The sequence below is a fragment of the Streptomyces sp. NPDC047061 genome (assembly GCF_040643955.1).
In the GTDB taxonomy this organism is placed as follows: Bacteria; Actinomycetota; Actinomycetes; order Streptomycetales; family Streptomycetaceae; genus Streptomyces.
Genome location: NZ_JBEYVI010000049.1, coordinates 44,777 through 69,593, shown reverse-complemented (window position 1 = coordinate 69,593; position 24,817 = coordinate 44,777). Strand labels below are relative to the sequence as shown.

22 protein-coding genes and 1 pseudogene are annotated in these 24,817 nt (G+C 72.1%); 11 read left to right on the top strand and 12 right to left on the bottom strand.

Going from position 1 to position 24,817, the window contains the following annotated elements; all coding sequences use genetic code 11:
* The first annotated feature begins 126 nt into the window (after nt 1-126).
* From ABZ887_RS43560 to ABZ887_RS43550, 3 genes are read left to right on the top strand one after another with little or no spacing between them, the layout of a single operon-like run.
* Complete coding sequence (locus ABZ887_RS43560; protein ID WP_361303365.1) at nt 127-2,883, top strand: non-ribosomal peptide synthetase; 2,757 nt, start codon at nt 127-129, stop codon at nt 2,881-2,883.
* 17 nt (nt 2,884-2,900) lie between these two features.
* A complete protein-coding gene (locus ABZ887_RS43555) occupies nt 2,901-3,824 on the top strand; it encodes an NAD(P)-dependent oxidoreductase (protein ID WP_361303362.1) in 924 nt (307 codons plus the stop codon).
* 7 nt (nt 3,825-3,831) lie between these two features.
* Nucleotides 3,832-4,275: a nuclear transport factor 2 family protein gene (locus tag ABZ887_RS43550; RefSeq protein ID WP_361303359.1), complete on the top strand. Its 444-nt coding sequence runs from the start codon at nt 3,832-3,834 to the stop codon at nt 4,273-4,275.
* Here the strand turns inward: ABZ887_RS43550 and ABZ887_RS43545 are convergent.
* Nucleotides 4,262-5,209, bottom strand: coding sequence for a LysR family transcriptional regulator (locus ABZ887_RS43545; protein ID WP_361303356.1), 948 nt, complete (start codon nt 5,207-5,209; stop codon nt 4,262-4,264). The genes ABZ887_RS43550 and ABZ887_RS43545 overlap by 14 nt on opposite strands.
* Nucleotides 5,210-5,328: 119 nt before the next feature.
* Here ABZ887_RS43545 and ABZ887_RS43540 point away from each other — a divergent pair, with 119 nt between their 5' ends.
* Nucleotides 5,329-6,000: an NAD(P)H-dependent oxidoreductase gene (locus ABZ887_RS43540; RefSeq protein WP_361303353.1), complete on the top strand. Its 672-nt coding sequence runs from the start codon at nt 5,329-5,331 to the stop codon at nt 5,998-6,000.
* A 6-nt stretch (nt 6,001-6,006) separates the two neighbouring features.
* Here ABZ887_RS43540 and ABZ887_RS43535 read toward each other — a convergent pair whose 3' ends face one another.
* Together ABZ887_RS43535 and ABZ887_RS43530 are read right to left on the bottom strand one after the other, a co-directional pair.
* Nucleotides 6,007-7,326, bottom strand: coding sequence for an FAD-binding oxidoreductase (locus ABZ887_RS43535; RefSeq protein WP_361303350.1), 1,320 nt, complete (start codon nt 7,324-7,326; stop codon nt 6,007-6,009).
* A complete protein-coding gene (locus ABZ887_RS43530; protein ID WP_361303425.1) occupies nt 7,323-7,952 on the bottom strand; it encodes a TetR family transcriptional regulator in 630 nt (209 codons plus the stop codon). Before ABZ887_RS43530 ends, ABZ887_RS43535 begins: the two co-directional genes overlap by 4 nt.
* A 140-nt stretch (nt 7,953-8,092) precedes the next feature.
* Between ABZ887_RS43530 and ABZ887_RS43525 the strand changes: the two genes are divergently transcribed.
* Together ABZ887_RS43525 and ABZ887_RS43520 are read left to right on the top strand one after the other, a co-directional pair.
* The gene (locus tag ABZ887_RS43525; protein ID WP_361303347.1) at nt 8,093-9,571 is read left to right on the top strand and encodes a 3' terminal RNA ribose 2'-O-methyltransferase Hen1; all 1,479 of its coding nucleotides are present in this window, start codon (nt 8,093-8,095) and stop codon (nt 9,569-9,571) included.
* Nucleotides 9,568-12,114 (top strand): polynucleotide kinase-phosphatase, encoded by a 2,547-nt coding sequence (locus ABZ887_RS43520; protein WP_361303344.1) that lies wholly within the window; start codon nt 9,568-9,570, stop codon nt 12,112-12,114. Before ABZ887_RS43525 ends, ABZ887_RS43520 begins: the two co-directional genes overlap by 4 nt.
* 30 nt (nt 12,115-12,144) lie before the next feature.
* Here ABZ887_RS43520 and ABZ887_RS43515 read toward each other — a convergent pair whose 3' ends face one another.
* Nucleotides 12,145-13,056 (bottom strand): hypothetical protein, encoded by a 912-nt coding sequence (locus ABZ887_RS43515; RefSeq protein WP_361303341.1) that lies wholly within the window; start codon nt 13,054-13,056, stop codon nt 12,145-12,147.
* Nucleotides 13,053-14,186, bottom strand: coding sequence for an SPFH domain-containing protein (locus tag ABZ887_RS43510; RefSeq protein ID WP_361303338.1), 1,134 nt, complete (start codon nt 14,184-14,186; stop codon nt 13,053-13,055). The genes ABZ887_RS43515 and ABZ887_RS43510 overlap by 4 nt, the downstream gene beginning before the upstream one ends.
* A 151-nt stretch (nt 14,187-14,337) precedes the next feature.
* Between ABZ887_RS43510 and ABZ887_RS43505 the strand changes: the two genes are divergently transcribed.
* The 4 genes and pseudogenes from ABZ887_RS43505 (at nt 14,338) to ABZ887_RS43490 (ending at nt 18,413) form a co-directional block, all read left to right on the top strand.
* A complete protein-coding gene (locus ABZ887_RS43505; RefSeq protein ID WP_361303335.1) occupies nt 14,338-15,561 on the top strand; it encodes an arginine deiminase in 1,224 nt (407 codons plus the stop codon).
* A 104-nt stretch (nt 15,562-15,665) separates the two neighbouring features.
* On the top strand, nt 15,666-16,673 hold the full coding sequence (gene argF, locus ABZ887_RS43500) for an ornithine carbamoyltransferase (protein ID WP_361303332.1): 1,008 nt from the start codon (nt 15,666-15,668) through the stop codon (nt 16,671-16,673).
* Between the two features lie 118 nt (nt 16,674-16,791).
* Nucleotides 16,792-18,230: pseudogene (locus tag ABZ887_RS43495) on the top strand (amino acid permease).
* 33 nt (nt 18,231-18,263) lie between these two features.
* Entirely contained in the window at nt 18,264-18,413 is a 150-nt protein-coding gene (locus ABZ887_RS43490; protein ID WP_361303329.1) for a hypothetical protein, read from the top strand.
* On the opposite strand, the gene ABZ887_RS43485 is transcribed toward ABZ887_RS43490, so the two are convergent.
* The 6 genes from ABZ887_RS43485 to ABZ887_RS43460 all read right to left on the bottom strand — a co-directional run bounded on the left by ABZ887_RS43485 (nt 18,395) and on the right by ABZ887_RS43460 (nt 23,139).
* Nucleotides 18,395-18,847 (bottom strand): ATP-binding protein, encoded by a 453-nt coding sequence (locus tag ABZ887_RS43485; protein ID WP_361303326.1) that lies wholly within the window; start codon nt 18,845-18,847, stop codon nt 18,395-18,397. The genes ABZ887_RS43490 and ABZ887_RS43485 overlap by 19 nt on opposite strands.
* 265 nt (nt 18,848-19,112) lie before the next feature.
* The gene (locus ABZ887_RS43480) at nt 19,113-20,321 is read right to left on the bottom strand and encodes a GTP-binding protein (RefSeq protein WP_361303323.1); all 1,209 of its coding nucleotides are present in this window, start codon (nt 20,319-20,321) and stop codon (nt 19,113-19,115) included.
* Nucleotides 20,322-20,323: 2 nt separating this feature from the next.
* On the bottom strand, nt 20,324-21,226 hold the full coding sequence (gene cysD / locus ABZ887_RS43475) for a sulfate adenylyltransferase subunit CysD (RefSeq protein ID WP_361303320.1): 903 nt from the start codon (nt 21,224-21,226) through the stop codon (nt 20,324-20,326).
* Entirely contained in the window at nt 21,223-21,774 is a 552-nt protein-coding gene (gene cysC, locus ABZ887_RS43470; RefSeq protein WP_361303317.1) for an adenylyl-sulfate kinase, read from the bottom strand. The genes cysD and cysC overlap by 4 nt, the downstream gene beginning before the upstream one ends.
* A gap of 210 nt (nt 21,775-21,984) precedes the next feature.
* Entirely contained in the window at nt 21,985-22,809 is an 825-nt protein-coding gene (locus ABZ887_RS43465; protein WP_361303314.1) for a PaaX family transcriptional regulator C-terminal domain-containing protein, read from the bottom strand.
* Nucleotides 22,810-22,938: 129 nt separating this feature from the next.
* A complete protein-coding gene (locus ABZ887_RS43460; RefSeq protein WP_361303311.1) occupies nt 22,939-23,139 on the bottom strand; it encodes a DUF5999 family protein in 201 nt (66 codons plus the stop codon).
* Nucleotides 23,140-23,411: 272 nt separating this feature from the next.
* Between ABZ887_RS43460 and ABZ887_RS43455 the strand changes: the two genes are divergently transcribed.
* Nucleotides 23,412-23,831, top strand: coding sequence for a DUF6299 family protein (locus ABZ887_RS43455; RefSeq protein WP_361303308.1), 420 nt, complete (start codon nt 23,412-23,414; stop codon nt 23,829-23,831).
* Between the two features lie 77 nt (nt 23,832-23,908).
* Here ABZ887_RS43455 and ABZ887_RS43450 read toward each other — a convergent pair whose 3' ends face one another.
* Complete coding sequence (locus ABZ887_RS43450) at nt 23,909-24,781, bottom strand: alpha/beta hydrolase (RefSeq protein ID WP_361303305.1); 873 nt, start codon at nt 24,779-24,781, stop codon at nt 23,909-23,911.
* Nucleotides 24,782-24,817 lie beyond the last annotated feature (36 nt).

The following is a 24,817-nucleotide window of genomic DNA, read 5'->3' as shown; positions in this document are numbered from 1 at the left end:
GTATGCCATGCGATCCGCCGTACCGCCGCGGCGCGACGGCCGCCACCCGTGGCCCGAGCCCCGGCCGCCACCCGTCGACGGCCACCACACCCGGCCGCCGACGCGACAGGAAGAGAAGGCACCGTCATGACCACAGCCGTATCCACCACCCGCACCGTCGTGCACCTGCTGCGCGACGCCGCCCGGAACCACGCCGCGTCCGGACTGCGCTACCCCCGGACCGCGACCGACCCCGACGCGCCCTTCCAGAGCTATCCCGAACTCCTCGACGCGGCCCGCTCGGTGCTCGGCGGCCTGCGCGGGCGCGGGCTAGCGCCCGGAGACAAGGCCGTCCTGCTCCTTGAGCGGCCGCAGGAGTTCCTCGCCGCGTTCTGGGCCTGCCAGCTGGGCGGCTTCGTTCCCTGCCCGATGGCCGCGCTCGGCGGCGACCCGGAGCGCTGGGCCGCCCAGCTCACCCATGTCGACACCCTCCTCGACCACCCGCTGATCGTCACCAGCGAGACCCTCGCCGCCGAACTCCCGCGCACCGAGGGCCTGTCGGTCGTCGCCCTGGAGGAGCTGTACGCCGAGCCCGCCGACGCCTTCCACGAGGCCGACCCCAAGGACACCGCCGTCCTGGTGCTGACCTCCGGCTCCACCGGCAACTCCAAGGCCGTGATGCTCTCGCACGCCAACCTGCTCGCCTCCATGGCCGGCAAGAACGGCTACCACCGGCTGACCGCCGCCGACACCACCCTCAACTGGGTCTCCTTCGACCATGTCGCCGCCCTGCTGGAGTGCCACCTGCTGCCGCTGTCCGCGGGCAGCACCCAACTGCACGTCGAGGCACCCGTCGTCCTCCAGGAACCGCTCACCTTCCTGCGGCTGATATCCGGCTTCGGCGTCACCATGACCTTCACCCCCAACTTCCTGCTGGGGCTGATCAACGCACAGGCCGACCGGCTCGCCGAGGAGGACGGCCCGCGCGTCGACCTGTCCCGGCTGCGGCACATCATCAGCGGCGGCGAGGCCGTCGTCCGCACCACCGGCGAGACCTTCCTCGGCCGCTTCGCTCCGTACGGCCTGCGCCCCGACGCCCTCTGGCCCGCCTTCGGCATGTCCGAGACCTGCGCCGGCAGCATCTACTCCGTCGAGTTCCCGGCCGCCGACCAGGGCCAGGAGTTCGCCAACCTCGGCCGGCCGGTGGAGGGGCTGCGCATCCGGATCGCCGACCAGGACACCCACCAGGAGCTGGGCGAGGGCGCGGTGGGCGAGCTCCAGCTCAACGGCCCCATGATCACGGCCGGTTACCACAACAACGAGCGGGCCACCCGGGACGCCTTCACCCCCGACGGCTGGTTCCGCAGCGGCGACCTCGGCCGCCTCGACGAGGGCCGGCTCACCCTCGTCGGACGCAGCAAGGACAGCGTCATCGTCAACGGCGTCAACTACTTCAGCCACGACGTCGAGTCGGTCCTCGAAGGCCTCGACGACGTGGCCCGCTCCTACGTCGCCGCCTTCCCGACCCGCGCCCCCGGCAGCGACACCGAGCAACTCGTGATCGCCTTCCACCCGGAGTGCGCCGACGGCGACGAACTCGCCCTGTACCGGGTGCTGACCGCCGTCCGCAGCAGCGTCGTCATGCACTGGGGCTTCCGGCCCGCCCTCATCCTGCCGCTGCCCGCGGACGCCTTCCCCAAGACCAGCCTCGGCAAGATCCAGCGCTCGCTGATGCGCAAACGCCTGGAGGCGGGCGCCTACGACGAGGTCCGCGCCACCGTCGACGACCTGGTGCTGCGCCAGCTCGGCGGCTACAACGCGCCCGAGGGCGACACCGAGACGGTCCTCGCCGGCATCTACGCCGAGATGTTCCGCACCGACCCGGAGAAGCTGAGCGCCACCGCCAACTTCTTCGACCTCGGCGGCACCTCGCTGGACATCCTGCGGCTGCGCTCCCTGGTCGCCCGGCGCCTCGGCGCCACCGACCTGCAGATCATCACCGTGCTGCGGGCGCCGACCGTCCGCGCCCTCGCCGCCCACCTCGACGGCACCACGAACGGCGAGGAGGAGTACGACCCGATCGTTCCCATGCAGGTCAGCGGCGACAAGACCCCGCTGTTCTGCGTCCACCCGGGCGTCGGCGAGGTCCTCGTCTTCGTCAACCTCGCCAAGTACTTCGTCGGCGACCGGCCCTTCTACGCCCTGCGCGCCCGCGGCTTCAACCCCGGCGAGACCCCCTTCGGGAGCTTCGCCGAGATGGTCGACACGTACGTGCGGGCCATCCGCGAACGGCAGCCGCACGGCCCGTACGCCGTCGCCGGGTACTCCTACGGCGGTGCCGTCGCCTTCGAGGTCGCCAAGGTCCTCCAGGACCAGGGCGAACGCGTCGACTTCGTCGGCAGCTTCAACCTGCCCCCGCACATCAAGTACCGCATGGACGAACTCGACTTCGTCGAGACCGCCGCCAACCTGGCCTTCTTCCTGGAGCTCATCGACAAGAAGCAGTCCCTCGAACTCCCGGCGCAGCTGCGCCATCTGGAGAAGGACGAGCAGCTGGCGTACTTCGTCGACCACGCGCCCGAGGGGCGGCTCGCCGAACTCGACCTGACCTTCGAGAAGTTCAGGGCCTGGGCCGAGCTCGCCGACGGACTCACCGACCTGGGCCGCACCTACGCCCCCGGCGGGAAGGTCCGCTCGATGAGCGTCTTCTACGCCGTCCCGCTGCGCGGCACCAAGGAGGACTGGCTCAACAACGAACTGCGCCGCTGGGACGAGCACACCACCGAGGAGAACCGCTACCTCGACGTACCCGGCGAGCACTACACCCTGATGGGCCCGCAGCACGTGGCCACCTTCCAGTCCATCCTCCGCAAGGAACTCGACCGCGCCCTCGGCGACGCCTGAACACGGGGAGAGAATCAGTGAACGGCAAGAAGATCCTGGTCACCGGCGCCACCGGACAGGTCGCCGGACCGGTGGCCAAGGCCCTGGCCCAGGACAACGAGGTCTGGGCGCTCGGCCGCTTCGGCACCCCCGGCGCCGAGGACGACCTCACCCGGCACGGTATCCGCACCTTCCGCTGGGACATGGACGACACCGGCGACGGCTCCCTCAAGGGCCTGCCCGAGGACTTCACGCACGTCTTCCACTCGGCGGTGCGGCGCGGCGAGGACGGCGACTTCAACGCGGCCGTCGAGGTCAACTCGGTCGCCGCCGGGCGTCTGATGACCCACTGCCGTACCGCCGAGGCGTTCCTGTACGTGTCCACCGGCGCCCTCTACGCCCGGCAGACCCTCGACCACAGGTACACCGAGACCGACCCGCTGGACGGCAGGGCCGACTGGCTGCCCGCCTACCCCGTGGCCAAGATCGCCGCCGAGGGCACCGTCCGCGGCTTCGCCCACACCCTCGGCCTGCCCACCGTCATCGCCCGCCTCAACATCGCCTACGGTCCCGGCGGTTACGGCGGAGTCCCGATGCTCTACTTCAAGCGGATGCTCGCCGGCGAGCCCATCCCGGTCCCGGTCGAGGGCCAGAACTGGTGCTCCCTCCTCCACACCGACGACCTCGTCGAGCAGGTCCCGCACCTGTGGAACGCGGCCGCCGTGCCGGTGACGCTGACCAACTGGGGCGGCGACGAGCCGGTCGGCATCACCGACTGCGTCCGGTACCTGGAGGAGCTGACCGGGGTCCGGGCGAACCTCGTGCCGAGCGAAGTCACCCGGGAGACCTACCAGTTCGACCCCACCCTGCGCCGCTCCCTCACCGGCCCGTGCCGGGTGCCCTGGCGCGAGGGCATCCGCCGGACCGTGGCCGCGCTGTATCCCGAGCACCTCAAGGACTGAGAAGGACATGACCGAGAACACCACCGAGGGCAAGACCGAGAGCACCACCGAGCGCACCGCCGATCCACTTGCCCCGATCCACGCCGCCTACGCGGCCTTCGCCACCCGCGACGTGGGCGCGCTGCTCGACGCCTTCCACCCGGACATCGAGTGGGTGCACCCCGACGGCATGGCCGAGTACGGCCTCGGCGGCACCAAGCACGGGCACGCCGGCGTCAAGGAGTTCCTGGCCCACGTGCCGACCGTGCTGGGCGGGATGCGGCTGCACCCCGAGGAGTTCGTCCGCGAGGGGAACCGGGTGGTCGTCTTCGGCCACCGGGACGTCGTCTCGCTCTCCGGCCACACCGAGACCCTGCCCTTCACGCACTCCTGGGTGCTGCGCGACGGGCGTGCGGTCCGGATGGAGGACATCTTCGACACCGTCGCCTTCCACCGCGTCATCGAGAGCTGACAGAACCTTCCGCGTCCCGGTCCCGGGCCAGCTCGGCCGCGGCCTCCCGCACGGCCGGCAGCAGGGCCGCCACCTGCGGACTGCGCACGGCTCCCTCGCGCACCACGAGGGTGATACGGCGGGTCAGTTCGGGCCCGGCCGGGGTGATCCGGGCGACCGGAAGTCCCGGCCTGGTCGGCACCAGGTCGGGGACCAGCGCCACGCCCCAGCCCAGCGAGACCAGCCCGAACACGGCCTGCATGTCCCCGATGTCGGAGACGATGTCGGGCACGAACCCGGCCCCCGCGCAGGCGTGCAGGGCGAGCCGGCCGAGTTGCGAGGTCCGGTCCAGCAGCCACGGCTCTCCGGCGAACTCCTCCAGACGGCACGGGCGTTCGGCCCGGGCCAGCGGGTGTCCCGGAGCGGCGATCAGCCGGACCCGGTCGCTGAGTACCTCCTCCTCGTACAGCCCGGGCACCCTGGGCTCGGGCACCCGCGGGTAGCCGGTGGCCAGGACGGCGTCGAGGCGGCCCAGCCGGACCGTCTGCCGCCCCTGGTCCGGGGCCACCCCGTGCAGGGTGATGCGCAGTTGCGGATGCTCCTCGCGCAGCCGGCTCAGCGCGGGTACCAGCAGTGCGGGCCCCTCGTGCAACGGGACGCCCACCCGCAGTTCGCCGCCGATCTCCCCGTCCCGGGCCAGCAACTGGGCCTCCGCCGCTTCCAGTTGGTTCACGATCCGGTCGGTGTGCGCGACCAGCAGCCGTCCGGCCGGGGTGAGTTCGGCGCGCTTGCTGCCCCGGTCCAGCAGCGCGGTACCGGTCTCCGCCTCAAGCGCGGAGAGCTGCTGGGAGACCGCGGAACGGGTGTAGTTCAGGGCCTGCGCCGCCGCGGCGATGGATCCCCGGGCGCCGACCTCACGCAGCAGAACCAGTTTCCGTACGTCCAGCACCGTCATCCTCGCTAACGCTTCCGGTTACGAACTGCCACGCCAGATTACGGGACAACCCGCCCGCCCGGACTTTCAATGGATCACGGACCGACATGAACGACCTGATCAGACAGGGGTTTTCCGCCATGGCCACACTGCTCCACCTCGACTCCAGCCCGCGCGTGGGCTCCGTCTCCCGCCAGATCTCGGGCGAGTTCGCCGAGGCCTGGCGGAAGGCCAACCCCGACGGCAGCTACATCTACCGCGACCTGGCCGCCGGCCCGGTGCCGCACGTCGACCACGCGCAGATCGAGGTGATGCACCGCCTGGAGAAGGAGGGCACGCGCGACCTCGCCGCGGCCCGTGACGCAGCCACCACGCCCGAGGAACAGGCCAGTTGGGCGATCACCTGGCCGCTGATCGAGGAACTCCTCGCGGCCGACGCCATTCTGCTCGGGGTGCCGATGTACAACTTCTCGGTGCCCTCGACCTTCAAGGCCTGGTTCGACCGGGTGCTGATCGCCCCGCTCATCGCCGACCCGGCCACCGGCGAGGGCCCGCTGTCCGGCAAGAAGGTCGTGGTGGCCTCGGCACGCGGCGGCGCCTACGGCCCCGGCACCCCCCGCCACGACTCCGACCACCAGGAGCCGTACCTGAGGGCCGCCCTCGGCATGGTCGGTCTCGCGACCGACCTCACCTTCCTGCACGCCGAACTGACCAAGTCGGCCCACGTGCCCCGGCTCGCCCAGTTCCAGGAGCTGGCCGCGGCGTCGTACCAGAAGGCACTGGAGGGCGCCCGCACCCAGGGCGCCTCCTGAACTCCCTCACTTCAGGCGGAAGTTGCGGTTGAAGACGTTCTCCGGGTCGTACCGCTCCTTGAGGGCGCGCAGCCGGGACAGGACCGGCTCGGGGAACGCCTCCGCCAGCACCTGCGGGGTACGGCGGGTGTCGAAGCTGAGGTACATGCCGTTCAGGTGCGGGGCGAGCCGTGCCCAGTGCGTGTCGAGCCCGCTCTCCAGCTCGGGGACGGTCGCGGACATCAGCGAGAAGTTCTGCGTGCGGTGGGCGTAGGCGGTGGTGGCGGGGTCCACGTCGTTGACCGCCCCGCCCACCGAACGGAACTGCTGCATCAGCACCTGCCCCGACTCCAGCGCGTCCGCGACCGCCTGTGCCGCGTCCCCGGTGAGGTGGTCGAGCAGGCCGGACCGGGTGGCGGCGAGCTGCTGCTGCCCGTGGTGCGCGACGCCGCTCACCGGCACCAGCGCCGAGTACGGCGCGAGCACCGCCCGCTGCTGGACGGGCGGGCCGATGCCGAGCAGCGGCGTCAGCGCCCGCTCGGCCGCGCCCTGTTCCGCGCTCCCCGCGTACACCGCGGCGACATGCGCCAGGTGCGGGCGGCCCGGCCCGCCCGGCATGAACGTCAGGAAACTGGTCAGCTCGCGCGGCGCCGTCTCCAGCACCGCACCCCATGCCTCGATCAGCGCCGCCGCGTCTCCCGCGTCGAAGACCAGGTTCGCGAAGACCACGTCATCGGTGTCGTGGGCCTCCAGTTCCACGGCGGTGACGACCCCGAAGTTCCCGCCGGCGCCGCGTACCGCCCAGAACAGGTCGGGCTCCCGCCCGGCGTCCGCCCGCACGAACGTGCCGTCGGCCAGGACGAGTTCGACCGCCGTCACATGGTCGACGGTCAGCCCGTGCAGCCGCGCCAGCCAGCCCATGCCGCCGGCCGTGACCAGGCCGCCCACCCCCACGTCACCGGTGTCCCCGGAGCTGACGGCCAGCCCGTGCGGGGCGAGGGCCTGCGCCACCCGTCCCCACCGGGCACCCGCCCCGACCCGGATCCGCCGCCGGGCCCGGTCGAGCACCCGCACCTCGTCGAGACGGGACAGGTCGACGACGGCACCGCCGTCGTTGGTGGAACGGCCGCTGATGCCGTGCCCGCCGCTGCGTACCGAGACCGCCGAGCCCAGCGAACGCGCGTACCCCAGCGCCTCGGCGGTCTGCCCGGCGTCCTCGGGCAGCAGCACGACGGCGGGCGAGCCGCGGTGCACATAGCCGTGCCGTAACCGCTCGTACCGTGCGTCGTCCGGTACGACGATCCGCCCGGCCAGGGACGGCGGTACCGGCGGCAGCGTGGACGTCATGACGAGCGGTTCCCTTCCTCGGCCCTGGCTTCTGCTTCGCCGAGCGGCTCCAGGGCGCAGCGCAGGCTCCGGGCCAGGTAGCGCACCAGCCGCTCCGGCTCCATCTCCGCCACCGGCCCGCTGCGCAGCACGTACCGGCTGAAGGCGACCCCGATGAGATGCGCGCCGAGCAGGTCGATGCGCTCGTCGGCGTCGGGCCCGGTCAGCACGGTGCGGTAGGCCTCCGTACTGCTCTGCCGCATCGCCGTGTACAGGGCGGTCGCGGCGTTCTCGTCGGAGGCCGCGCTGCGGATCAGCGCGAGGAACGGATCACCGCTGTCGGCACGCTCCATGCGTTCGACGAAGGCCCGCGCGATCCTGTCCGGCAGCGTCGCGGGCGGCCCGGGCACCAGTTCCGGCAGGTCACGGGTGCCGGGCACGGCGGCCAGGAACAGCCGCTCCTTGGAGCCGAAGTGCCGCATCACCAGGCCGTGGGTGACTCCGGCGCGGCCGGCGATCTCCCGGATGGTGGCCCGCGCATATCCCCGCTCGGCGAACGCGGCGCGGGCCGCGTCGAGGATCGCCTCGCGATGCGCCTCCGGTGCCCGCACCCGCTTGCGGGCGGGCGGCTTGCTGCTGGACGTCATGGTCACGAGCCCTAATGTACATCTGGTCATTAGCGGCCCCGGGCGGCGGTGCGGCCCGCCGCCGAACCGAGCCCACCGCGGACCACCGCACGGGCAAAACCAGTGGTCAAGGCGGCACCGGACCAGGGAGACTCGGACATGTGTTCCTGACGATCTCCACGAGCGGCACCGCCGCCTCCCCGGCCACCGACCTCGGGTTCCTGCTGCACAAGCACCCCGACAACGCGCAGACCTTCACCACCTCGCACGGCATCGCGCACGTCTTCTACCCGGAGGCGGATCCCGAGCGCTGCACGGCGGCGCTGCTCCTCGAAGTGGACGCGGTGGCGCTGGTCCGGCGCGGCAAGGGCAAGGGACGCGGCGGAGCACCCGACGCGGCGCTCGCGCAGTACGTCAACGACCGCCCGTACGCGGCCTCCTCGCTGCTCGCCGTGGCGATCGGCAACGTCTTCTCCAGCGCGATGCGCGGCGTCTGCAGGGCCCGCCCCCAAGCCCCGGCGCAGCCGAGGCCGCTGCGCGTCGAGGTGCCCGCGCTGCCCGCCCGCGGCGGCCCCGACCTCGTACGGAAGCTCTTCGAGCCGCTCGGCTGGACGGTGACGGCCGAACCGGTAGCCCTGGACACGGGGTTCCCGGAGTGGGGCGACTCGCGGTACGTCGGCCTGGTCCTGGAGTCCGAGGTGCTGACCCTCTCCGAGGCGCTGCGCCACCTCTACGTCCTGCTCCCCGTCCTCGACGACGCCAAGCACTACTGGGTCTCCTCCGAGGAGGTCGACAAGCTGCTGCGTGCGGGCGAGGGCTGGCTGTCCGGCCATCCCGAGCAGAAGCTCATCACCAGCCGCTACCTCTCCCGCCGCTGGTCGCTGACCCGGCAGGCGATGGAGCGGCTGGAGCTGGTGCGGCTCGCCGAGGCCGACGACAGCGAGGTCGAGGAGATCGACAACGCGGTCGAGGAGGAGACCGAGACCGAGGAGAAGCCGACCCCGCTCGCGGTACAGCGCCGGGAGGCGATCCTCGACGCTCTCAAGCGCTCCGGCGCCGCCCGGGTCCTCGACCTCGGCTGCGGCCAGGGCCAGTTGGTGCAGGCGCTGCTGAAGGACCCGTCCTTCACCGAGATCGTCGGCGTCGACGTGTCGATGCGGGCGCTCACCATCGCCTCCCGTCGGCTCAAGCTGGACCGCATGGGGGAGCGGCAGGCGTCCCGCGTCAAGCTCTTCCAGGGCTCGCTGGCCTACACCGACAAGCGGCTCAAGGGGTACGACGCGGCCGTGCTCAGCGAGGTGATCGAGCACCTCGACCTGCCGAGGCTGCCCGCCCTGGAGTACGCCGTGTTCGGCGCCGCCCGCCCGCGCACGGTCCTCGTCACCACCCCGAACGTCGAGTACAACGTCCGCTGGGAGACCCTCCCCGCCGGCCACACCCGGCACGGCGACCACCGCTTCGAGTGGACCCGCGAGGAGTTCCGCGCCTGGGCCCACCGGGTCGCCGAACTCCACGGCTACGACGTCGAGTTCACCCCCGTGGGCCCGGACGACCCCGAGGTCGGCCCGCCCACCCAGATGGCCGTTTTCGAAATGAGCACGGCCACCGTACGCGCCGCGAAGGAGGCGAAGGCAGCATGACCGAGACGCAGCACCCCGGACGGGTCCTCCCCGTCACCGACCTCTCCCTGGTCGTCCTCGTCGGCGCCTCCGGCTCCGGCAAGTCCACCTTCGCGCACCGGCACTTCAAGCCGACCGAGATCATCTCCTCCGACTTCTGCCGGGGCCTGGTCTCCGACGACGAGAACGACCAGAGCGCGACCAAGGACGCGTTCGACGTCCTGCACTACATCGCTGGCAAGCGCCTCGCCGCCGGCCGCCGCACGGTCGTCGACGCGACCAGCGTGCAGCAGGAGTCCCGGCGCCAGCTGATCGACCTGGCCAAGCAGTACGACGTGCTGCCCATCGCCATCGTCCTCGACGCGCCCGAGGAGGTGTGCGCCGAACGCAACGCGGCCCGCACCGACCGCGCCGACATGCCCCGCCGGGTCATCCAGCGCCACATCCGCGAACTCCGCCGCTCCCTGCGTCATCTGGAGCGCGAGGGCTTCCGCAAGGTGCACGTCCTGCGCGGCGTCGAGGAGATCGAGTCGGCGACCGTCGTCACCGAGAAGCGCTTCAACGACCTGACCCACCTCACCGGCCCCTTCGACATCGTCGGCGACATCCACGGCTGCGCGAGCGAACTGGAGTCCCTGCTCGCCAAGCTGGGCTATCAGGACGGCGTCCACCCGGAGGGCCGTACCGCGGTCTTCGTCGGCGACCTCGTCGACCGCGGCCCGGACAGCCCCGGCGTGCTCCGCCGCGTCATGTCGATGGTCGGTTCGGGCAACGCCCTGTGCGTGCCCGGCAACCACGAGAACAAGTACGGCCGTTACCTCAAGGGCCGCAAGGTCCAGCACACCCACGGACTCGCCGAGACCATCGAGCAGATGGACGGCGAGAGCGAGGAGTTCAAGGCACAGGTACGGGAGTTCATCGACGGACTGGTCAGCCACTACGTCCTCGACGGCGGGAGGCTGGTCGTCTGCCACGCCGGGCTGCCCGAGAAGTACCACGGCCGCACCTCCGGCCGGGTCCGCTCGCACGCGCTGTACGGCGACACCACCGGCGAGACCGACGAGTTCGGCCTGCCCGTGCGCTATCCGTGGGCCGAGGACTACCGGGGCCGCGCGGCCGTCGTCTACGGTCACACCCCGGTCCCGGAGGCCAGCTGGCTGAACAACACCGTCTGCGTCGACACCGGCGCCGTCTTCGGCGGCAAGCTCACCGCGCTGCGCTGGCCGGAGCGCGAGCTGGTCGACGTACCGGCCGAGCGGGTCTGGTACGAGCCGGCCCGCCCGCTGCACACCGAGGCGCCCGGCGGCCAGGACGGACGCCCGCTGGACCTGGCGGACGTGCACGGGCGCCGCGTCGTCGAGACCCGGTACCAGGGCCGGGTCGCGGTCCGTGAGGAGAACGCGGCGGCCGCCCTGGAGGTGATGAGCCGCTTCGCGATCGACCCGCGCCTGCTGCCGTACCTGCCGCCGACCATGGCCCCGACGGCCACCAGCCACGTCGAGGGCTACCTGGAGCACCCCGCCGAGGCTTTCGCCCAGTACGCGGCGGACGGCGTCGCCCGGGTCGTGTGCGAGGAGAAGCACATGGGCTCGCGGGCGGTGGCGCTGGTGTGCCGGGACGCGGAGGTCGCGCACAAGCGCTTCGGTGTCCCGCCGGGCCCGACCGGCTCCCTCTACACCCGCACCGGACGCCCGTTCTTCGACGACGAGTCGGTCACCGAGGAGATCCTCGGCCGGATCCGCGCCTCGGTCGACGCGGCCGGCCTCTGGGACGAACTCGCCACCGACTGGCTCCTGCTGGACGCCGAACTGCTGCCCTGGTCGCTCAAGGCCTCCGGCCTGCTGCGCACCCAGTACGCGGCCGTGGGCGCCGCCTCCGGCGCGGTCTTCCCGGGCGCGCTGGCCGCCCTGGAGCGCGCGGTGGGCCGCGGCATCGACATCGGTGAGCTCCGGGACCGGCAGCGCGAACGCGCCGCCGACGCCGCCGCGTTCACCGACGCCTACCGCCGCTACTGCTGGACCACCGAGGGCCTTGACGGGGTGCGCCTCGCCCCCTTCCAGATCCTGGCGGTCCAGGGCCGCAGCCTCGCCGCGCTCCCGCACGACGAGCAACTGGCCCTCCTGGACCGGCTGGTGGAGCACGACCCCAGTGGCCTGCTCCAGACCACCCGCCGCCTGCACGTCGACACCGGCGACCCGGAGTCGGTGCGGGCCGGCGTCGACTGGTGGCTGGAGATGACCGGCCGGGGCGGCGAGGGCATGGTCGTCAAGCCGGCCGGCGCGGTGGTCCGCGACCCGCAGGGCCGGCTGGTCCAGCCCGGCATCAAGTGCCGGGGCCGGGAGTACCTGCGGATCATCTACGGCCCCGAGTACACCCGCCCCGACAACCTCACCCGCCTGCGGAACCGCTTCCTCAACCACAAGCGGTCCCTGGCGATCCGCGAGTACGCCCTCGGCCTGGAGGCCCTGGACCGCCTCGCGGACGGCGAGCCGCTGTGGCGCGTGCACGAGGCGGTCTTCGGGGTTCTCGCCCTGGAGTCGGAGCCGGTGGACCCGCGGTTGTGACCCGCGGTTGTGGCCTGCGGTTGTGGCCGGTCAGCCGACCAGCCGCAGCCGCCGCGCGCACGCCCCCACCCGGACCGTCTGCCCCCACGTCAGTTCCAGGGCGTCGGTCTCGATGCCGTCGCCGAAGGCGATCAGGCGGTCCGACTCGACCGTGAGGGTCAGGGCCGCCGAGGCCGTCAGCTCGCCGGCGACCAGGGCGGTCCCGGTCGCCGGCGAGGGCCAGGCCTCCCGGACGAACCAGAGGAGACGGTCCTCCGTCGGGGCGGGCAGCGGCAGCCGGGCGCCGCGCTCCTGCCACACCGAGCGCAGCCAGCCGGTGGCCCCCGTGCCGGTGCCCACCAGCACCCCGGAGGAGGCCTGGGCCTCGACGACACCCCCGTCGTTCTCGAGGCCCAGGCGGTATCGGGCGGTCTGATGACCGGCGGTACCGAGGTAGATCTCGTTGAGCGCCACGAGCCGCTGCGTGTCGTCGGCGACCGCCTCGACCATCGTCAGCTCGTCGGCCCCCGTGGCCGCGGCCGCGGCTGTCGCCGTGACCGACGCCAGCAGTACGGCCGCCTGCTCCGGCCGGTGCCGTACCAGGACCCCCGGATTGCGGCCGGGGTCGGTGTCGATGCCGATCACCGGCTGGCCGTCCAGGTACTTGGCCACGTTCGCCACCAGCCCGTCCTGGCCGACGACCACGACGACGTCCTCCGGCGCGAACAGGAAGCGGTCCAGGTCGGCCCGCTCCACCCGGGCCTGGCGCCAGGCCAGCGGCACCGCCGAGGTCACCTCGGCGAGCGCCCGACGGCTGCGCCGGTGCCGTTCGGCGACCTCCGCCATGTCCCGGCCGCGGGAGGCGAGGAAGAAGGCGGCCTGGCCGTGCGTGCCGTGCCGGGCCACCAACTCCTCGTACTCCGTGGTCCGGTGGACGAGCACGGCCCGCGGCGCGAGGCTCACTCCCGCTCCCCGCCCAGCTTGGCGAGCAGCCCGGTCAGCACGTCCGGCGACACGGTCACGCTGTCGATGCGCGGCAGGTTCTCGGCGAGCCGGGTGCCGGTGAGGGCGTGCAGCGTGGCCACGTCCGCCTCGCCGTGCACCCGCAGCCAGGCCTCCTGCGCCGCGGCCCGCGCCTCGCCGACCTCCCGCGCCCCCGCGGCCTCGGCCCGCGCGAGGGTCACCGCCCGCGCCGCCTCGGCCTCGCCCAGCTTCACGGACCGTTCCGCCTCCGCCTCGCCCAGCTTGACCGACCTGGCCGCCTCCGCGTCCGCCAGCCGTACCGTGCGGGCCGCCTCGGCGTCCGCCAGCTTCACCGTGCGGGCCGCCTCCGCCGCCGCCCGGACCGCGTCCGCCGCCGCGTGCTCCTCCGCCTCGCGGCGCGCGTTGGTGCCGCGCTGCTCGACCAGCTGTTCCTCACGGCGGGCCAGTTCGATCTGGCTCGCCAGCTCGTTCTCGGCGATCGCCCGCTCCCGCTCGACGGCCACCGCGCGCCGCTCGTAGGTCGCCCGGTCGGCCTCCTGCTGGATCTGCTCGCGGGCCGGGGTGCGCAGTGCCCGCTCCACCTCGGGCTCCGGCCGCAGCGCCATCACGCGGACGGCCACCACCTCGATGCCGGTGGCGGGCAGCCGCGGTTCCGCCGCCAGGCCGGCCGCGATCCGCTCCCGGACCACCGCCACGCCGTCGACCAGTGCCTCGGCCAGCGGGGTGCGGGCCAGCGCGTCCAGCGCGTGCTGCTGGGCCGTCTCGGTGAGCAGGGTGCCGAGCTGTTCGAGGGGGGTGCCGCGCCAGACGCCGGTGTCCGGGTCGATGGAGAAGTCGAGGCGGGTGGCCGCGACGGCCGGGTCGCCGACGCGGTAGGTGACGGTCGCCTGGACCGCCACGTCCTGGAAGTCGGCCGTACGGGCGTGGAAGGTCATCGCCAGTTCGCGGTCGTCGACCGGGACCTCGGAGATGGCCGCGGTGAGCGCACGGAACCAGAAGCTGAGCCCCGGACCGTCGTGCAGCAGCTTCTCGCCCCGGTGGTGTCTGACATGCGCCGTCGGCGCGCCGCGCAGATGCCGCCAGCCCAGGCGCCGGGTGATGTCGGCCATGGAACCCCCTCGCGATTTAGAGTCAACATGACAATAATCGCGGGTGCGTCGCTTGTCGTCAAGGGGACGAGAAGAAGAAACTGCAGGGCGGCCGGGACAAGAAACGGTCGAGCAGGGGGTGAAGACGGTCCGCGATGGTCAGGATGGAGGCATGGGATTCCACGTCGACTCCGAAGCCGGGCGGCTGCGCCGCGTCATCCTGCACCGGCCGGATCTGGAGCTCAAAAGGCTCACCCCGAGCAACAAGGACGCCCTCCTCTTCGACGACGTCCTCTGGGTCCGCCGGGCCCGGGCCGAGCACGATGGGTTCGCCGACGTGCTGCGCGACCGCGGGGTCGCCGTCCATCTCTTCGGCGACCTGCTCGAAGAGGCGCTGGGAATCCCGGCCGCCCGCACCCTCGTCCTGGACCGGGTCTTCGACGAGAAGGAGTACGGCCCCCTCGCCACCGACCACCTGCGCGCCGCCTTCGAGATGCTGCCGGCGGGCGAGCTCGCCGAGGCGCTGGTCGGCGGCATGACCAAACGGGAGTTCCTGGCCGCCCATGCGGAGCCCACCTCGGTCCGCTTCCACGCCATGGACCTCGACGACTTCCTCCTCGAACCGCTCCCCAACCACCTCTTCACCCGCGACACCTCCGCCTGGGTCTACGACGGCGTCTCCATCAACGCCATGCGCTGGCCCGCCCGGCAGCGCGAGACGGTGCACTTCGAGGCGATCTACCGGCACCACCCGCTCTTCCGTGGCGAAACGTTCCACGTCTGGTCGGAGGGGCAGGCCGCCTACCCCTCCACCATCGAGGGCGGCGACGTCCTGGTGATCGGCAACGGCGCGGTCCTGATCGGCATGAGTGAGCGCACCACCCCGCAGGCCGTCGAGATGCTCGCGCACAAGCTGTTCGCGGCCGGCTCGGCGCAGACCATCGTCGCGCTCGACATGCCGAAGCGGCGCGCCTTCATGCACCTCGACACCGTGATGACGATGGTCGACGGCGACACCTTCACCCAGTACGCCGGGCTCGGCATGCTCCGCTCGTACACCATCGAGCCGGGCGCCGGCGACAAGGAGCTCAAGGTCACCGACCATCCGCCGGAGCACATGCACCGGGCGATCGCCGCCGCCCTCGGCCTCAGCGAGATCCGGGTCCTGACCGCCACCCAGGACGTGCACGCGGCCGAGCGCGAACAGTGGGACGACGGCTGCAACGTCCTCGCCGTCGAACCCGGCGTCGTCGTCGCCTACGAACGCAATTCGACCACCAACACCCACCTGCGCAAGCAGGGCATCGAGGTGATCGAGATCCCGGGGAGCGAGCTGGGGCGGGGGAGAGGCGGGCCGCGCTGCATGAGCTGCCCGGTGGAGCGGGATGCGGTATGAAAACGTGCCGATCGGGACAGCCCGGCGGTGCCTGTATAGAAATGTGGAACATCGTATAGACTTCCAAAGTCCCCGAAGTCGACCCCTACCGCTGGAGCGCCCCCATGGCGACTGTCCCGACCGCCCTCGCCGGCCGCCACTTCCTCAAGGAGCTGGACTTCACCCAGGAGGAGTTCCGCGGGCTGGTCGAGCTGGCCGCCGAGCTGAAGGCGGCCAAGAAGGCCGGGACGGAGACGCAGTACCTGCGGGGGAAGAACATCGCACTGGTCTTCGAGAAGACCTCCACCCGCACCCGCTGCGCCTTCGAGGTCGCCGCCGCCGACCAGGGAGCTTCCACCACCTACCTCGACCCGGCCGGCTCGCAGCTCGGGCACAAGGAGTCGGTGAAGGACACCGCACGGGTCCTCGGCCGGATGTACGACGCGATCGAGTACCGCGGGCACGGCCAGGGCGTCGTCGAGGAGCTGGCCGCGTTCGCCGGGGTGCCCGTCTACAACGGCCTCACCGACGAGTGGCACCCCACCCAGATGCTCGCCGACGTGCTCACCATGACCGAGCACAGCGACAAGCCGCTCGCGGAGATCGCCTTCGCCTACCTCGGCGACGCCCGCTACAACATGGGCAACTCCTACCTCGTCACCGGCGCCCTGCTCGGCATGGACGTCCGGATCGTCGCGCCCCGCCTGCTGTGGCCGGACGACACCATCGTCGAGCTGGCCCAGCAGCTCGCCGGCGCGTCCGGCGCCCGGATCACGCTCACCGAGGACGTGAAGGACGGGGTGCGCGGCGCCGACTTCGTCGCCACCGACGTCTGGGTGTCGATGGGCGAGCCCAAGGAGGTCTGGGACGAGCGCATCGGGCTGCTCGGCCCCTACGCCGTCACCATGGACGTGCTGCGCGCCACCGGCAACGCCGACGTCAAGTTCCTGCACTGCCTGCCGGCCTTCCACGACCTCGGCACCGTCGTCGGCCGCGAGATCCACGAGCGGCACGGACTGACCGAGCTGGAGGTCACCGACGAGGTGTTCGAGTCCGAGCACTCGGTCGTCTTCGACGAGGCCGAGAACCGGATGCACACCATCAAGGCGGTCCTGGTGGCCACCCTCGCCTGACCCGCTCTCCGCGAAGCTGCCCTGTCCTTTCCGGCGGCCCGGCACCACCCCACGCCGTGGCCGCCACCGCGACCGAACCCGGCTCGCACCCGCACCACCAGAAACGAGCACCACCCGCATGCCCCGCATCAAGTCCCCGCACCTGCTGGTCGCCGAATCCGGCGCCGACCGCGCGGGTCACGGCCTCCGCCGCACCATGGGCCTCTTCCAGCTGATCTGCTTCGGCATCGGCGCGATCGTCGGCACCGGCATCTTCGTCGGCCTCTCCGACTCGGTCGCCCAGGCCGGCCCGGCCGTCGTCGTCTCCTTCGTGCTCGCCGCGATCACCTGCGTCTTCACCGCCCTCTCCTTCGCCGAGCTGGGCGGCGCGATCCCGGTCTCCGGATCGTCGTATCCTTCGCCTACGCGGGCCTCGGCGAGTCCACGGCCTTCCTGGTCGGCTGGTGCCTGCTCCTCGAATACGGCATCTCGATCTCGGCCGTCGCGGTCGGCTGGAGCCAGTACGTCAACGAACTGCTGCACAGCCTCACCGGCCTGCAGCTCCCGCACGCCCTGTCGGCGGGCCCCGGCGACGGCGGGATCGTGAACCTCCCCGCCGTGATCGTGATCGCGCTGGCCGCCGTGCTGCTGGTGCGCGGGGTGCGGGAGAGCGCCCGGGCCACCGCCGCGATGGCGGCCGTGAAGCTGGTCATCCTGGTCGCCTTCTGCGTGATCGGCTTCAGCGCCTTCAAGGACGGCAACCTGGTGCCGTTCTCCCCGGCCGGACTCGGCGGTATCGGCGCGGGCACCACCGCCGCGTTCTTCTCCTACATCGGCTTCGACGCGATCACCACGGCCGGCGAGGAGGCGAAGAACCCGCGCCGGGACATTCCGGTCGCCATCCTCGTCTGCATGGGCGTCGTCACCCTGCTGTACTGCGCGGTCGCGCTGGCCGCCATCGGCGCCATCGGCGGCGACCAGGTCGCGGGCCGTCCCGCCGCCCTCTCCTACGTCGTCAACCAGGTCACCGGGTCCACGATCGGCGGCGGCGTGATCGCCTTCGGCGCGGTCGTCGCCATCGCCTCCGTCGTCCTCGCGGTGATGTACGGCCAGACCCGCATCCTCATGTCCATGTCCCGGGACGGGCTGATCCCGCGCGTCTTCGAGAAGGTCTCCCCGAGGACCGCCACCCCGGTGGCCGGCACCCTGATCGTCGCGGCCGTCTTCGCGATCCCGGCGGCCTTCGCCTCGCTGGACGCGGTGATGAACCTGTGCACCATCGGCACCCTCGCGATCATGGCCGTGGTGAACATCGCGGTGATCGCCCTGCGCCGCCGCGAACCGGCCCTCGCGCGCACCTTCCGGGTGCCGCTGTACCCGGTCGCGCCGCTGCTGGGCGTCGGCTTCTGCCTGTACCTGATGTACGAGACCGGGTGGACGACCTGGCTCCAGTTCGCCGTCTTCCTGGCCGTGGGCCTGCTGGTCTACCTCGGCTACGGGCGTCGGAACTCCACGCTGGTCGGAGGCTTGGGCGAGGCCTCGGACGCTGTCCCCGAGCGGGAGCCGCAGGCCGTCTGAGCCCGCGGAAGACCGGCCGACGGCACTGACGGCGTGCAGTGGGTCCTCCAGAAGACCGGCAACGCCCACCCCTACATCGTCGTCGCCGTCGGCCTCTTCGCGGTCCTCGCCGTAGCCGGCCCCTCGGCCCACCACCTCTTCCTGCGCACCCCCAGCAGGGCTGACTACGCCGGCCGCCACTGACGCGGTACTGCGGGAAGCCTGAACCACACCGCCTTGCCGGACTCCGTGGGGCGGTGCCCGCAGGACGAGCTCAGGGCGCGGATCAGCAGCAGGCCGCGCCCGCCCTCCTGCAGGGGGTCGGGTTCCTCGATCACCGGACGGGTGAGATGGCCGGGCGGCGCCGGGTCCGGGTCGTGCACCTCGACCTTGCAGCCCCCCGGCAGCAGTTCGACGACCAGCTCTATCGGTCCCTGACCGGAGGCGTGCTCCACCGCGTTGGCGACCAGTTCCGCCGTGAGCAGTTCGGCGGTGTCGGGGTCCGCCGCGTGGCCCGTCTCCTCCATCGCCGAACGCACCAGGGCACGGGCGACCGGCACGGCCGCGACGGTGTGCGGCAGCGCGATACGCCAGGAGGCGGCGGAGGAGGGTGGTTCGTGCACGGCGATTCCGTTCATGGCGCAGGCGATCACTGCTTGTCCTGCTTTCAACTGTAGGAATGGTACGGGTCCCGTTCCGGAGGCCGTCGGCGGGCCCCGGACCGGACCTTCGTCCCGGTAACGGGCTGCTTACCCCGGCCGGCGGGCCGTCTCGCACGCGCGCCCGCACTGTTACCGCCTTATTGACGCGCCGTGACCTTGTGACTGTCCGTCCGGAACTCTCGTGCGGAACACGAAGGAGCCCCCGGCAGCTGCCGGGGGCTCCTTCAGGCGCGTGCGTGGATCAGTCGAGCTCGACCATTCCCGCGGTCAGCGTCGCGCCGTCCGCCGGGTCGATCAGGATGAACGCGCCGGTACGGCGGGAGACCGCGTAGGCGTCCAGCGGCAGCGGCTCGGCGCTGCGCAGGGTGATCCGGCCCAGGTCGTTGGCGGTCAGCTCGGTGGCGCCCGCCAGGTCGCGGACGATCGCCTTGACGGTCCGGGTGGTGTGCTTGAGCAGCACCCGGTCGCCGACCCTGAGCGGCCGGTCGGCCAGATGGCAGACGGCGGCCGTGACGTCCTGGGTGAGCGCGGGCGCCTCCGGCCCGGCGGTGATCATGTCGCCGCGCGAGACGTCCCGCTGGTCGGCCAGCCGCACCCCGATGGACTGCGGGGCGTGGGCCGCCGCGACCTCGGTGCCGAGCACGTCGATCGCCGCGATCTCGGAGGTCTCGCCGGACGGGTGCACGGTGACCCGGTCGCCGACCCGCAGCGAGCCGGAGACCAGCTGGCCCGCGTAGTGGCGGACGTCACCGTGCCGGATGACGTACTGGACCGGGAAGCGGGCCGGGGCGTCGGCCGGGTCCGCGGCCACCGGGACGTTCTCCAGGAACTCCAGGAGCGCCGGGCCGCCGTACCAGTCCATGTGCGCGGACCGGTCGACGACGTTGTCGCCCGCCAGCGCCGAGACCGGGATCGCGGTGACCTCGGGGAGCCCCAGCTCGGCGGTCTGCGCGGTGAAGTCGGCGACGATCCGCTCGAACCCGGCCCGCTCGAAGCCGACCAGGTCCATCTTGTTGACGGCGAGGACGACGTGCGGGACACGCAGCAGGGCGGCCACGGCCGCGTGCCGGCGGGTCTGCTCGACGACCCCGTTGCGGGCGTCGACGAGGATGATCGCCAGCTCGGCGGTGGAGGCACCGGTGACCATGTTGCGGGTGTACTGCACGTGGCCCGGGGTGTCGGCGAGGATGAACCGGCGCTTCGGGGTCGCGAAGTAGCGGTACGCCACGTCGATGGTGATGCCCTGCTCGCGCTCGGCGCGCAGGCCGTCGGTGAGGAGGGCGAGGTCGGGGGCGTCCTTGCCGCGGCTGAGGGACGCCTGCTCGACGGCTTCCAGCTGGTCGGCGAGGACCGACTTGGAGTCGTGCAGCAGCCGTCCGACGAGGGTGGACTTGCCGTCGTCGACGGAGCCGGCGGTCGCGAACCGCAGGGTGTCGATGGTCGTGCTCATGCTTAGAAGTACCCCTCGCGCTTGCGGTCTTCCATCGCGGCCTCGGAGAGCTTGTCGTCGGCCCGGGTGGCGCCGCGCTCGGTGAGCCGGGAGGCGGCGATCTCCGCGATCACCTTCTCGATGCTGTCGGCGTCGGAGTCGACGGCGCCGGTGCAGGACATGTCGCCGACGGTCCGGTAGCGCACCTGACGCTTCTCGACGGACTCGTTCTCGCGCGGCCCGCCCCACTCGCCGGCGGTCAGCCACATGCCACCGCGCTGGAACACCTCGCGCTCGTGCGCGAAGTAGATCTGCGGCAGTTCGATCTCCTCGCGGGCGATGTACTGCCAGACGTCCAGCTCGGTCCAGTTGGAGAGCGGGAACACGCGGACGTGCTCGCCGGGGGCGTGCCGGCCGTTGTAGAGGTTCCACAGCTCGGGGCGCTGGCGGCGCGGGTCCCACTGCGAGAACTCGTCGCGCAGCGAGAACACCCGCTCCTTGGCGCGGGCCTTCTCCTCGTCGCGGCGGCCGCCACCGAAGACCGCGTCGAAGCGCTCGCTCTGGATCTTCTCGGTCAGCGGCACGGTCTGCAGCGGGTTGCGGACGCCGTCGGGCCGCTCGCGCAGCACGCCCCGGTCGATGTAGTCCTGCACGGAGGCCACGTGCAGCCGCAGCCCGTACCTCTCGACCGTACGGTCGCGGTAGGCGAGGACCTCGGGGAAGTTGTGTCCGGTGTCCACGTGCAGCAGCGAGAACGGGATCGCGGCCGGGGCGAAGGCCTTCAGCGCCAGGTGCAGCATGACGATGGAGTCCTTGCCGCCGGAGAACAGGATCACCGGCCGCTCGAACTCGCCCGCCACCTCGCGGAAGATGTGGACCGCCTCGGACTCCAGCGCGTCCAGATGGGACAGCGTGAAGGTGCTCATGCCAGCCCCCGCTCCACCAGCAGCGCGTGCACCGCGTCCGCCGACTCCTGCGGGGTCTGCTTCTGGGTGTGCAGCACCAGCGCCGGGTCGACGGGCGGCTCGTACGGGTCGTCGACGCCGGTCAGCCCGGTCAGCTGACCCGCGGCCTGCCGGGCGTACAGACCCTTCACGTCCCGCTCGCTGCACACCTCGACCGGGGTCGCCACATGCACCTCCAGGTACGGCGTCCCGCTCTTCTCGTGCCGGCCCCGTACCGCCTCGCGGCTGTCGGCGTAGGGCGCGATGACCGGGACGACGGAGAGCACGCCGTTGCGCGCGAGGACCTCGGAGACGAGGCCGATGCGCTGCACGTTGGTGTTGCGGTCCTCCCGGGAGAAGCCGAGGCCGGCCGAGAGGAAGCGGCGTATCTCGTCGCCGTCGAGGACCTCCACGCGGTGTCCCTCGGCCTTGAGCCGGTCGCCGAGGAGGCGGGCGATCGTCGTCTTCCCCGCGCTCGGCAGCCCCGTCAGCCAGACCGTGGCTCCCTGGGCCCTTGGCGTGGTGGTCATGCGCAACAGACCTCTTCCTTACCTACTCGTCAAACTCGCGTACGACCCGTCGAAGCGTAGGTAAGAAGTCTGAGAGGAACGGTTAAGGAAGCTGAGGTTTAACTGAGTGACTCCTGGTAGGCAAGAGGTCACAGGGGCCTGCAATGAACATTTCACAAAGGGCCGTCGGCCCGTTCACAGAGCCGTTCGCGGAGTCGGCCGGAGAGCCGGTCACTGGGACGGTTCCAGTCCGACGAAGGTGCCCCCGGCCTCCCGCAGCCGGTCGTGCAGGGCGCGGAAGACGGCCGCCGAGCGCGTGCCGGGCCAGTCGGCGGGCAGCAGGCCCGTCGGCAGTCCGGGGTCGGTGTACGGCAGGTGGCGCCAGGAGTCGAGGGTGCGGAGATAGTCGCGGTAGGCGTCCTCGGGCGGGGTGTCCGACCGGTGTTCCCAGCCGCGCAGCACCGGCTCGTGGGCGTCCAGGAACTGCTCGTGCGCCTTGGCGATCGCCGTCAGGTCCCACCAGCGGGCGACCGCCTCGGTGGTGGGTGCGAAGCCGAGGTGGTCACCCCGGAAGAAGTCCACGTACGGGTCGAGGCCGAGCCGGCGCAGGGTGTGCCGGGTCTCCTCGAACAGCCGGGCCGGGGCGATCCAGACGCCCGGCGCGGCGGTGCCGAAGCCGAGTCCGGCCAGCCGCGAGCGCAGCACGTGCCGCTTCTGCCGCTCCGACTCGGGTACGGAGAACACCGCGAGCACCCAGCCCTCGTCCTCGGGCGGCGCGTCGGCGTACACGCGGCGGTCGCCGTCGTCGAGCAGCTGCCGTGCCTCCGCGGAGAGCTCGTACCCGGCGGTGCCCTGTGCGGTACGGGCCGGGGCCAGCAGCCCGCGCCGTTTCAGCCGGGACACCGACGAACGTACGGAGGGGGCGTCCACGCCCACGGCGGCCAGCAGCCTGATCAGCTCGGCGACGGGCACCGGGCCGGGCAGGAAGCGGCCGTACGCGCCGTAGAGCGTGACGATGAGGGACCTCGGGGCGTGTTGCTCGGGCACGTTGATCATTTTAGGTCCCCGGCATCACTGCTGGTCACCTTCGGTGCATGGCTGAACGTGAGTCAGGATTCCGGAGCCCGTCCCGGACGCCCGGCGGCCAGGGTTCGTGCCGGTGCCGGTGCCGGTGCCGGTGCCGGGTCAGGCGGCGATGGCGACGGCGAAACGGTCGGCCGGGCCGCGGCGCGGCGGGACCACGCTGCCGTCGGGGTGGAGCTCACCCGTGTCGTCGAAGACGATCGCCCCGTCGCACAGCAGGGTCCAGCCCTGCTCGGGGTGGGCGGCGACGATGTGCGCCGGGCCGCGGTCGGCCGTCGCGCTCGGGAACTGGTGGGAACACATGGCGCACCTCCACGGGTCTGCCTCCGGCGCGGTCGCCGACCGGCATGACCAGACCATGCTCCTGTCGTGAACGCGGGGGAACCTCCCGCCGCGACCTGTGACAACACGCGGACAACTCCCGGACGTTCCCACGACGGTCGCCGCGGCTCCGGGATACGACCGGCGTCCCGGGCACGGCGGGACGCGCCACCGAAGGGGTGACGATCACGCTCCCGGGCCCGGTCGCCCGGTATCCAGGGCATGCCCCCACCTCGTGATCCGGGAAGGAAACCATGCCCGTACGCATCGTCCTCGCCGCGGCCCTCGGTTCCGTCGCCCTGCTGTGCGCCGCCGTCGCCCCCGCGACCGCCGCCCCCGGCGAGTCCGTCACCGTCGACCGCACCGGCCGTCTCGCCTCCGACGGCACCGTCACCCTCTCCGGCACCTACACCTGCACCGGTGCAGACGGACCGGTGTTCATCAGCTCCTCGGTCAGCCAGGACTCCCCGAACTACAAGTACGGCATCGGCGGCACCCGGGCCGTCTGCGACGGCGCCGAGCACCGCTGGGAGAACACCGGCAAGGTCACCTCGGAGAAGCTGAAGCCCGGCGCGGCCCACGTGGAGGCCACGATCATGGAGCTGCGCTCCACGGGCGGCCTGCCGCTGCCGTCCTTCCACGCCACCGGCCAGCGGGACATCACCCTCACCTAGGCCTGACCCGGACACGGGCACCGGGCCCCGGTCGCCGGGGCCCGGGGCCACCGGGGCTCGGTCGCCCGGTCGCCAGATCAGCGGGTCAGCAGCTTGCGCAGCGTCGCGGTGATCTCGTCCGGCGCCTCCTCCGCCATGAAGTGCCCGCACGTCACCGTCCGGTGCTCCAGGTCCGGGGCCCAGGCCCGCCACACCGCGGCCGCGTCGTAGCCGAGGGCGGCACCCCAGTCCTGCTGGAGCACGGTGACCGGCATGGACAGGACGTTCCCGGCGGTCCGGTCGGCCAGGTCGTGGCCGGCGTCGACACCGGCCGAGGCCCGGTAGTCGGCCACGATCGAGGGCACCGCCGCCCGGCAGGCCGCGAGATAGGCGGCGCGGACGTCGGCCGGGATCGCCACGGGGTCGCGGGTCCACAGGTCGAGGAAGTGGCCGAAGAACAGGTCCGGGGCCGCGCCGATCAACTCCTCAGGCAGGCCCGGCGGCTGGGCCATCAGGTACAGGTGGAAGGCGACGGCGGCCGTGGCGCCGTGCAGTACCTCCCACATGTCCAGGGTGGGCAGCACGTCCAGCAGCGCCAGGTGCGTGACCGCGTCCGGGTGGTCGAGCCCGGCCCGGAAGGCGACCAGCGCACCCCGGTCGTGCCCGGCGAGCGCGAAGCGCTCGTGGCCGAGGGCCCGGGCGAGCGCCACCACGTCGGCGGCCATGGTCCGCTTCGCGTACGACGTCCCGTCCACGTCGGCCGGCTTGTCGCTCGCGCCGTAGCCGCGCAGGTCGGGACAGATCACGGTGTGTCCGTCCGCGAGGCCGGCGGCCACGTGCCGCCACATCAGGTGGGTCTGGGGGAAGCCGTGCAGCAGGACGACCGGGCTGCCGGTGCCGCCGACGGCCGTGTGCAGGGCGACGCCGTCCGCGACCGGGACACGGTGCTGCTGAAAACCGGGGATGTTCATGCGCCGAGGCTCCCGTTCCCCGATCAGCAGCGAATC

Bases quoted from the DNA above. Each gene is read 5' to 3' on its own strand.
- ABZ887_RS43560 (WP_361303365.1), top strand. From the start codon at position 127: ATGACCACAGCCGTATCCACCACCCGCACCGTCGTGCACCTGCTGCGC.
- ABZ887_RS43550 (WP_361303359.1), top strand. From the start codon at position 3,832: ATGACCGAGAACACCACCGAGGGCAAGACCGAGAGCACCACCGAGCGC.
- ABZ887_RS43545 (WP_361303356.1), bottom strand. From the start codon at position 5,209: ATGACGGTGCTGGACGTACGGAAACTGGTTCTGCTGCGTGAGGTCGGC.
- ABZ887_RS43540 (WP_361303353.1), top strand. From the start codon at position 5,329: ATGGCCACACTGCTCCACCTCGACTCCAGCCCGCGCGTGGGCTCCGTC.
- ABZ887_RS43535 (WP_361303350.1), bottom strand. From the start codon at position 7,326: ATGACGTCCACGCTGCCGCCGGTACCGCCGTCCCTGGCCGGGCGGATC.
- ABZ887_RS43530 (WP_361303425.1), bottom strand. From the start codon at position 7,952: ATGACGTCCAGCAGCAAGCCGCCCGCCCGCAAGCGGGTGCGGGCACCG.
- ABZ887_RS43520 (WP_361303344.1), top strand. From the start codon at position 9,568: ATGACCGAGACGCAGCACCCCGGACGGGTCCTCCCCGTCACCGACCTC.
- ABZ887_RS43510 (WP_361303338.1), bottom strand. From the start codon at position 14,186: ATGGCCGACATCACCCGGCGCCTGGGCTGGCGGCATCTGCGCGGCGCG.
- ABZ887_RS43505 (WP_361303335.1), top strand. From the start codon at position 14,338: ATGGGATTCCACGTCGACTCCGAAGCCGGGCGGCTGCGCCGCGTCATC.
- argF (WP_361303332.1), top strand. From the start codon at position 15,666: ATGGCGACTGTCCCGACCGCCCTCGCCGGCCGCCACTTCCTCAAGGAG.
- ABZ887_RS43485 (WP_361303326.1), bottom strand. From the start codon at position 18,847: ATGAACGGAATCGCCGTGCACGAACCACCCTCCTCCGCCGCCTCCTGG.
- ABZ887_RS43480 (WP_361303323.1), bottom strand. From the start codon at position 20,321: ATGAGCACGACCATCGACACCCTGCGGTTCGCGACCGCCGGCTCCGTC.
- cysD (WP_361303320.1), bottom strand. From the start codon at position 21,226: ATGAGCACCTTCACGCTGTCCCATCTGGACGCGCTGGAGTCCGAGGCG.
- cysC (WP_361303317.1), bottom strand. From the start codon at position 21,774: ATGACCACCACGCCAAGGGCCCAGGGAGCCACGGTCTGGCTGACGGGG.
- ABZ887_RS43465 (WP_361303314.1), bottom strand. From the start codon at position 22,809: ATGATCAACGTGCCCGAGCAACACGCCCCGAGGTCCCTCATCGTCACG.
- ABZ887_RS43460 (WP_361303311.1), bottom strand. From the start codon at position 23,139: ATGTGTTCCCACCAGTTCCCGAGCGCGACGGCCGACCGCGGCCCGGCG.
- ABZ887_RS43455 (WP_361303308.1), top strand. From the start codon at position 23,412: ATGCCCGTACGCATCGTCCTCGCCGCGGCCCTCGGTTCCGTCGCCCTG.
- ABZ887_RS43450 (WP_361303305.1), bottom strand. From the start codon at position 24,781: ATGAACATCCCCGGTTTTCAGCAGCACCGTGTCCCGGTCGCGGACGGC.